At 31.4% G+C, this 7680-nt stretch carries 7 protein-coding genes; 1 reads left to right on the forward strand and 6 read right to left on the reverse strand.

Features of this window, described 5'->3' with window-relative positions:
* Nucleotides 1-530 precede the first annotated feature (530 nt).
* The 3 genes from A2255_03645 to A2255_03655 all read right to left on the reverse strand — a co-directional run bounded on the left by A2255_03645 (nt 531) and on the right by A2255_03655 (nt 2528).
* Nucleotides 531-1211, reverse strand: a complete 681-nt coding sequence (locus tag A2255_03645; GenBank protein OGI20336.1) for a hypothetical protein — start codon at nt 1209-1211, stop codon at nt 531-533.
* Between the two features lie 286 nt (nt 1212-1497).
* The gene (locus tag A2255_03650) at nt 1498-2193 is read right to left on the reverse strand and encodes a hypothetical protein (protein OGI20337.1); all 696 of its coding nucleotides are present in this window, start codon (nt 2191-2193) and stop codon (nt 1498-1500) included.
* Nucleotides 2194-2237: 44 nt separating this feature from the next.
* A complete protein-coding gene (locus tag A2255_03655) occupies nt 2238-2528 on the reverse strand; it encodes a hypothetical protein (protein OGI20338.1) in 291 nt (96 codons plus the stop codon).
* A 163-nt stretch (nt 2529-2691) separates the two neighbouring features.
* Between A2255_03655 and A2255_03660 the strand changes: the two genes are divergently transcribed.
* Nucleotides 2692-3891 (forward strand): TIGR00299 family protein, encoded by a 1200-nt coding sequence (locus A2255_03660; protein ID OGI20339.1) that lies wholly within the window; start codon nt 2692-2694, stop codon nt 3889-3891.
* A gap of 27 nt (nt 3892-3918) precedes the next feature.
* Here the strand turns inward: A2255_03660 and A2255_03665 are convergent, their stop codons facing one another.
* The 3 genes from A2255_03665 to A2255_03675 form a co-directional block, all read right to left on the reverse strand.
* The gene (locus A2255_03665; GenBank protein ID OGI20340.1) at nt 3919-6459 is read right to left on the reverse strand and encodes a hypothetical protein; all 2541 of its coding nucleotides are present in this window, start codon (nt 6457-6459) and stop codon (nt 3919-3921) included.
* 113 nt (nt 6460-6572) lie between these two features.
* Entirely contained in the window at nt 6573-7136 is a 564-nt protein-coding gene (locus tag A2255_03670) for a hypothetical protein (protein ID OGI20341.1), read from the reverse strand.
* Between the two features lie 12 nt (nt 7137-7148).
* On the reverse strand, nt 7149-7680 hold a 532-nt coding region (locus tag A2255_03675; GenBank protein ID OGI20343.1), incomplete at its 5' end, for a nicotinate (nicotinamide) nucleotide adenylyltransferase.

The raw sequence follows: 7680 nt of genomic DNA on the forward strand, positions 1-7680 counted from the left end.
AAGTCTACAATCATAGTCTCATTACCAAGATTGATGAATTTAGAAAAGGTGACTGTGTCACCGTGGTAATCTTTCCAGTATTCACCAGATAGATTGCCATGCCTGTGTTGCAGGCTTGCAATGACATGCTGCACTATTAGTACCTCTCAACACTTTCTAGGCAAGTATCATAAATTATATTAAAAATTCATAAAATTTATTAATGCTAAATTTAATTTGGAAGTATAATAGTATAGTTGGAAGTTTATTTTCGAGATTTACTAGGAGGAAAAAATGAAAGTTAAAGTTGAAGATGGTTGCATAGCTTGTGGTGCATGTGAATCAATATGTGATGCGGTATTTACAATTGAGGACGTTGCTATAGTTAATGAAGCTAATATTGCTGGTAATGAAGATGCTGTTAAAGAAGCAGCTGACGCTTGTCCAGTTAGCGTAATTGTTGTTGAATAACTCGAACAATTACCTAAATTAATATAGAATAAGAGCGCACTTATATATGCGCTCTTATTCTATATTGTATTCTTAAATTTTTATGCAGTCAGACCTTTTTGACTCTCAATAGTCTCTTCATTAAATGAATATAGCCTTGCAGGTCTTTTTGATGACAATTTTGTAAATTCATCGAATTCATTAAGAATGCTAAGAGAGACCATTTTTTTTCTGAAGTTTCTCTTATCAAGTTCTTTATCAAGAATTAACTCGTAAGTTTTTTGCAGTTCAGTAAGAGTAAATTTTTTCGGTAAAAGCTGGAATGCGACTGGTGAATATTCCAGGCGATCTCTGAGCCTTTTTACTGCGTGATCTAGAATTTTTGAATGGTCAAAAGCTAGTCCTGGTAAGCTGTATACAGGATGCCAGCTTACTTTTTGAACGTTTACGTCAGAACGAGAAGATAATTGGAGATCATCTGATCTGATTAAAGCGAAGTAACTTACAGTCATAACTCTTGCATTTGGATATCTTCCAGGATCACCAAATGTATATAACTGCTCCAGATAAACGTCTTTCACCTGAGTTTTTTCAAAAAGAACTCTTTTAGCAGCTTCATCAAGAGGTTCGGACAGTCTAATAAAACCCCCTGGTATCGCCCATTTGTCTTTAAATGGTTCATGAGCCCTTTGTACTAAAAGAACCTCAAGTTTTTTCTTTCTGATTGTAAAAATCACAATGTCAACGGTGACTTCGTGTGTTTTGGTTTCTCGAAACATCATATTTTTCTCTTTAAATAGACTTCTCTACTCTGGAATATCGATAAACTAATTATAATTAGTTTTATTAAAATAATTAATACATTTGTTGGTTTATTTTTAATATTCAAGTTTTAAATGAAAGGATAATAAAAATAACTTTTTTGGAGTTTTTTAATTAAAAAAGTTCCATATTAACAAAATTATTAAAATCTTGTTTTCTATAAATTTCAAGAATTACTATTTTATTATATCTTTATTTAAATTAAACTGACAACTTAATTTATTGGTAAAGAGTTAAAACTTGGTTTTATTTTGAATAATCATTGAATTTTAAGGAAAATTTTTCTTCAAAACCACATTTTAATGCATCAGATAACAAGTTAATGTCATCTAATGTTGAATTAATTGATTTAAGAGTTATAAGATCTGAATCAAGATTATTTGAACCAAATATTCCTGATAATAGGTCAGTGTCAATGTCGATTAAAATTGAGCCGTGTTGTAAAATGTAGTCCTGTTTCCTAAATTGAGCACTGCCAATAAGCTTTTTATTCTGATAATTTAAATCAGATCCGGTAGAAATTGCCATGCAATATCCATCTTTTACCGAAATCTTCTTATATTTAGGGTAAGAGAGTTCTACATTTAGTTTTTTGAAGCTAATAATTAATGCATCAGATATTTGTTTATAAGATGAGAGAACAGAACTACCATCTTTCAATAGATTTATAGGTATAATAAAACTATAGGTCAGTTCATGCTGGTGTAATACTGCACGGCCTCCTGTAGGGCGCTTAACTATATCTATATTGTTTTGCATGCAAAAATCCAGGTTAATTCCTTGCATAGATTGGTTGCGTCCTAATGTCAGCGTTGGTCTTGACCATCCATATAATCTTAAAGTAGGTTCAAGGGTATTTTTAATAGAATCAGCAAGTAAGGCTTCATCTATAGCCATATTAGCTGATCCATCAAATTTTTTGTAAGGGATAAAGTTAGCCATTATATTTCCAGTGTTAGTATATATTTATTATTTTATATCAATTTTTATTCTTCCTCAAATGTAACAGGTATTGGTGGTTGAGGGTAAGAAGACTTATAAATAAAGGAGAAGTGGAAAGGATAATCTTGCTTTTCCAACTGATATTTTACTTTATATAGATCCTCAAGGGCTTTTGCAAATTTCTCTCCTATTTCCTTGTCAAACTTTTCGCCGCAAATTTGACAAGTAATAGATTGATCTTCACGCAATTTCATTACATTAACATTAAATTCGTTGCCGCATCTGCATTTTAAAGTGATTCTCGGGAAATTTTTTTGGCTAACTTTTTGCTCCATAATTTACCTCTGTTCTTTTGCACTCTCTTATTAAGCTATACCCATTTTTTATTAAGTTAATCAGCCAACTTTTAATAATTTTAATCTGGATAAGTGAAGATAAAAATAACTTAAAGCATAAAATAATGTTTACATGAAAGCTTATTTTTGAAAATATATAAGTATGAAAAGAACTTGTTATTTTGAATGTTTGGCTGGTGCGAGTGGTGATATGCTCCTTGGTGCACTTTTAGGCGCAGGAGTTGATCAGGATTGGTTTATTGGTGAGTTGAAAAAGCTTAAAGATATTGCTGATTCTTTTGAAATCAAGATATCTAATGTGGTTAAAAAAGGTATAGCTGCTACAGATGTAGAGGTTGAGTTAATCCATCATGAACATCATCACAGAGGATTAAACGATATTGTAAAAATAATAAATTCATCAGAAATTGATGAAAAAGCAAAAGATCTTGCTATAAAGATTTTTACAAACCTTGGTAAAGCAGAAACAAAAGTTCATGGAACTGATATAAATAAAATACATTTTCATGAAGTTGGCGCAATTGATTCTATAGTTGATATTGTGGGATTTTCGATATTATTTTCTCGTCTGAATATTGATAAAGTTGTAGTGGGTCCTGTAAATACAGGTTCAGGTTATGTAAAGTGTGCTCATGGAGTGATGCCTGTTCCTGCTCCTGCAACATTAGAGATTATAACTTCCAAGGAATGGCCTGTTGATAACTCAATTAGAGTGGAAACTGAATTATTAACTCCCACAGGTGCTGCTATTTTAACTACTATAAAAACAGAATTCGGGAGTTTTCCAAGTTTTTCTAAAATTAATACTATTTCTTATGGTGCCGGTAAAAAAGAAGTGCCTCAACTTGCAAATGTTGTCAGGTTTACACTAGGAGAATCTGATGAACAACAAAATAGTGATGAAACTTGGGTAATTGAGACTAATATTGATGATATGCAACCAGAGTTTTATGACTTTATATTTGAAAAGTTAATGAGCTTAGGGGCTTTTGACGTATTTTTAATTCCGGTAATTATGAAAAAAAACAGACCCGCCAATGTTCTTACAGTTCTATGTCCTGTAGGAATTAAGGAAAAGGTCGAGAAAATAATCTTTGAAGAAACCACAACATTTGGGGTTAGGAGTTATAGAGTAAACAGAACTATTTTAAATAGAGAATTTAAGAAGATTACTCTTGATAATCTTGGAGATATAGCAGTAAAGATAGGAAGAGATAATTCAGGAAAGATATTATCTGTGAAACCTGAATATGATGATTGTGTAAAAGTAGCTAAAGAGAATAATATTCCTTTAAAAGATGTCTATAATTTAGTCCTTAAAAAGGTTAATGTTGATTTATAAACAAGTTCTCTACCATATGTTGAATAATTAAGCGTTTTCTTTGTTTTCATGAGGAGGATTGTAGTGCTTCTCAAATGTGGTTATAATTTCTTTTTCTATTTCAGTCCTGTCAGATTCTTCTTTTTGTAGAATTTGATGCATGTCATTTATTGTGTATTTTTCAAATAATTTTTCTTCTTCATCAGTTAAAGAAGCTGCATCAGTTTTTAATAATAGAACATCAAGAATGTTATTAACTCTTATATTAAAGAATTCATCAACTATACCACCGTCAAAATGACTACCCGAATCTTTTTTTAGTATACTTAGCACTTGCAAAAATGGCATGCGATCACGATAATGACGTTTTGATGTTATCGCATCGAATACATCTGCTACAGCTAAAATTCTTCCGCCAAGAGGGATCTCTTCACCTTTGGTTTTTCTGAAATAGCCCATGCCGTTATACTTTTCATGGTGAGATGATGCAATTTCAGGGACATTTTTATATTTTTCTTCAAAGTACATATTTTTAAGAATTTCATTGGTAATGTATGCATGCTCTTGAATATGTTTATATTCTTCATCCGTTAACTTGCCTTCTTTGCAAAGTACGCTGTCTTTGATGCCAATTTTTCCAAAATCATGCAATAAAGCCGCTATTTCCAATACTTCAATTTTTTCTTGAGGGATTTCCATTTGTTTAGCGATAGCAACACTATAGCCGGTTACTCTTGTAGAATGGCCGGATGTAATTTTGTCTCTTGCATCAATCGCAGCAGCAAGTGTATTGATAAAGCTTATGAATGAACGTTTTTGATCTTCATACATTAACAATTGTTTTTGGAATAAACGTGCATTTTCAAGTGCTATCCCTGCACTTGAGCCAATTGCTATAAGTAAATCTTCATCTTCATCAGAAAAAGTAGCACCGCCTAATTTATTTAATACTTGAAAAACACCTACAATCTCCTGATTAAGGTTTCGCATTGGCATGCATAAGATTGTTTTGGTTGTATATCCAGTTTTTTTATCAATTTCCTTATTAAATCTGTCGTCATTATAAGCATCTTTAATGTTAATAGTCTTGCCTGTTGTAGCAACATGACCTGCTAGCCCCATATGTGCAGGGAATCTTATTTCTTGCTGTCCCATTCCAAGGGCAACTTTAGACCATAGTTCGTTAGTTTCTCTATCTAGTAGGAAAACTGTACACCTGTCTGCGTTCAATGTAGCTTTAGTTTCTTCAGCAATAATTTCCAGTAATTTGTCTATATCAGTTTCTGCAGCAATTGATCTTCCTATTTTCAAAAGAGAAATTAAAGGATCTCTTGGATTAGTACTAACTTTAGACGGATCTATGAGATTTAAAGCATTGAGGATAGATTCGGAGTCATTAGTAAGTTTTTCTTTAAAAGCTGCTTTATTAACGATATTTGCCCATTCTGTCTGGTCAATTTCATATATAAAGTCTTCTATTTTTTTAGCTAAAATAGTAAGGTTATTAGATTTTGCTATTTTAAATGCTTCTATAAGGTTAGCAAAAGCTGCTTTATGGTCTTCATTCTTATATGTTTCAGCTAATTCAAAGTAGCTTCTTGCCGCTTCAGCATTAACACCTGCTTCTTTAAACAATTCCACTGACTCATGTAAATTTACTATAGCTTCTTGAATCTGCCCAAGTTGATTAAAAGCCATTGCTTTTATACGTTTGGCAAGAGCATATCCTCTTATTGAGGTTAAGTCAAAAGAAGCCGGTTTAACTTCATTTTCGAGTATTTGAAGAGCTTCTTTAGGTTTTTCTTGCTTAATTTTTATATTTGCTAATGTACAGCAAGAGAATGCGTACACTAGTGGAGCATCGGTTCTTTTTGCTAAATCCATAGATTTTTTGCATAATTCTTCTGCTGCTTCAATATTTCCTATTTCAAGATAAATTTTGGCCAATTCATCCTGAATTCTTGCAGCAGTTGAATTATCTCCCAATCCTTCTATGAATTTTAATGCCTCTGATAAATATAATAAAGCTTCATCATAATTTTCTATATTTGATAAGTATCTTCCATATAATAATTTTGTTATCGTGATTTCAAGTTCATTGCCTATTTTTTGTTTACATTTTAATGCTTCTTTAAGGTATTTTTCTGCAACTTGATGATTATTTATTCTTAAATAAAATATAGCCAGGCTGTCTAAAATTTTTGCATATTCTAAATTATTATTGTTAACTAATTCCAGTGCATTTCTGAAGTATTTTAAAGCTTCACTGTAACGTTTTTCTGAATAATAAATGGTTCCATAGTAATGAAGGATTTTTGCTTCAACCTCAGCGTTCTGTGGTTGATTATCAAGTATAGCTTTTGCATCGTTTAAAAGTGTAAGTGATCTGATTAAACGATCACTATTATTTTGATAATGGATTAGTGCTAATTCAGCAAGACAAATAGCAATATTATAAACATCTTTTCTTTCTAGAAAAAGCTTTTGAACTTTTTCTATATATTTAACAGCATCATCAAAGTTTTTTTTGAATGCCTCTGTTAATCCAAGTTGTATTAGGGTTACTGTTTTTTCATTAATATCTGTCATTGAATATTATCCATATTGCCTGAGAAAAACTTATATTATATGGACTATTATACTAGAGGATTAAGTTCAGTAGAACATTTTTAATAAAAAATGTAGCAAAATGATTAATTTAATTAATAAATTAAATTATTCCAGACTTCTATTGTTTCAGGGCTTATTATTAATCTTCTATCAAGAAGGCTTCTGATTGTTGCATCATAACATAGCAAGATGGCTTCATCGAGGTTATTTGTTTGATTTAGCTTTTGAATAATTTTTTCTCTAAATTCCGGCTCTCTGGTATTAGGTTCGATTTTATCAGCTAGAAAAACGATTTTTTCAAGATCACTCATATCAATTCTGCCTATAGTGTGATATCTGATAGCGTTAAGAATATCAGTATCATTTACACCAAGTTCTTGTTGCGCCAGATATGCACTTACAGGAGCGTGGAGAGTTTTTGTGCTTTGTTTTTCAGTTTCTGATACGGATAGGTTGTTTTCATTGATAATTTTTAGTAATTCGTCTGTAGAAACACATTTTGCATTATCGTGAATTAAAGCAGCGTATGCAGCTTTATTCTCATCAACGTCAAATCTTTGAGCCAGTTCTCTTGCAGCTTCTTCTGATCCTAATGAATGAGAATATCTTTCTTCACTTAATCTGTCTTTTAACCATTTTTTAACATCATTAATCATATTTTCATCTCATTACTGAATGTACAAGTTATTATCATAAATATATTCTTCTACTGCTCTTGGTACAAGGTATTTTATGGACTTTTTTTTCTTAATTCTTCTTCTGATATCAGAAGAAGATATATCCAATAATGGGGTTTTGACAATCTCAAAATCAAATTGTTTTAGCTTGATATTTTCAAATAATTTTCCAATTTCAGTGTTGTCAGGTCGTATAACGATAATGAAATTAAGAAGCTCTGCAAGTTTTTCTGCTTCATACCAGGTATCGATAAGCTTAAACGCATCAGATCCGATGATAAAATTTATTTTACCAGAAATTTGCGGATTTTTTTTGAATAAGTCTTGTATAGTCAGATATGTATACGATTTTTCCTGCCTTTTAAATTCAATATCACTTATTTCGAAAGAAGGATTATCTTGAATGGCAATTTTGACCATATTAAGTCTATGATCAGGATTTGCAAGTTCTCTGTCTCTATGAGGCGGACAAAATGCCGGGATAAAAGTAACCTTGTCTAAACCTAGCTCATCTTTTACTGTT

The organism is Candidatus Melainabacteria bacterium RIFOXYA2_FULL_32_9, from assembly GCA_001784615.1.
Taxonomy (GTDB): Bacteria; Cyanobacteriota; Vampirovibrionia; order Gastranaerophilales; family UBA9579; genus UBA9579.

What these genes read in the sequence shown, in the direction of transcription:
- A2255_03645 (OGI20336.1), bottom strand. Translation starts at nt 1,211, where the DNA reads ATGATGTTTCGAGAAACCAAAACACACGAAGTCACCGTTGACATTGTG.
- A2255_03650 (OGI20337.1), bottom strand. Translation starts at nt 2,193, where the DNA reads ATGGCTAACTTTATCCCTTACAAAAAATTTGATGGATCAGCTAATATG.
- A2255_03655 (OGI20338.1), bottom strand. Translation starts at nt 2,528, where the DNA reads ATGGAGCAAAAAGTTAGCCAAAAAAATTTCCCGAGAATCACTTTAAAA.
- A2255_03660 (OGI20339.1), top strand. Translation starts at nt 2,692, where the DNA reads ATGAAAAGAACTTGTTATTTTGAATGTTTGGCTGGTGCGAGTGGTGAT.
- A2255_03665 (OGI20340.1), bottom strand. Translation starts at nt 6,459, where the DNA reads ATGACAGATATTAATGAAAAAACAGTAACCCTAATACAACTTGGATTA.
- A2255_03670 (OGI20341.1), bottom strand. Translation starts at nt 7,136, where the DNA reads ATGATTAATGATGTTAAAAAATGGTTAAAAGACAGATTAAGTGAAGAA.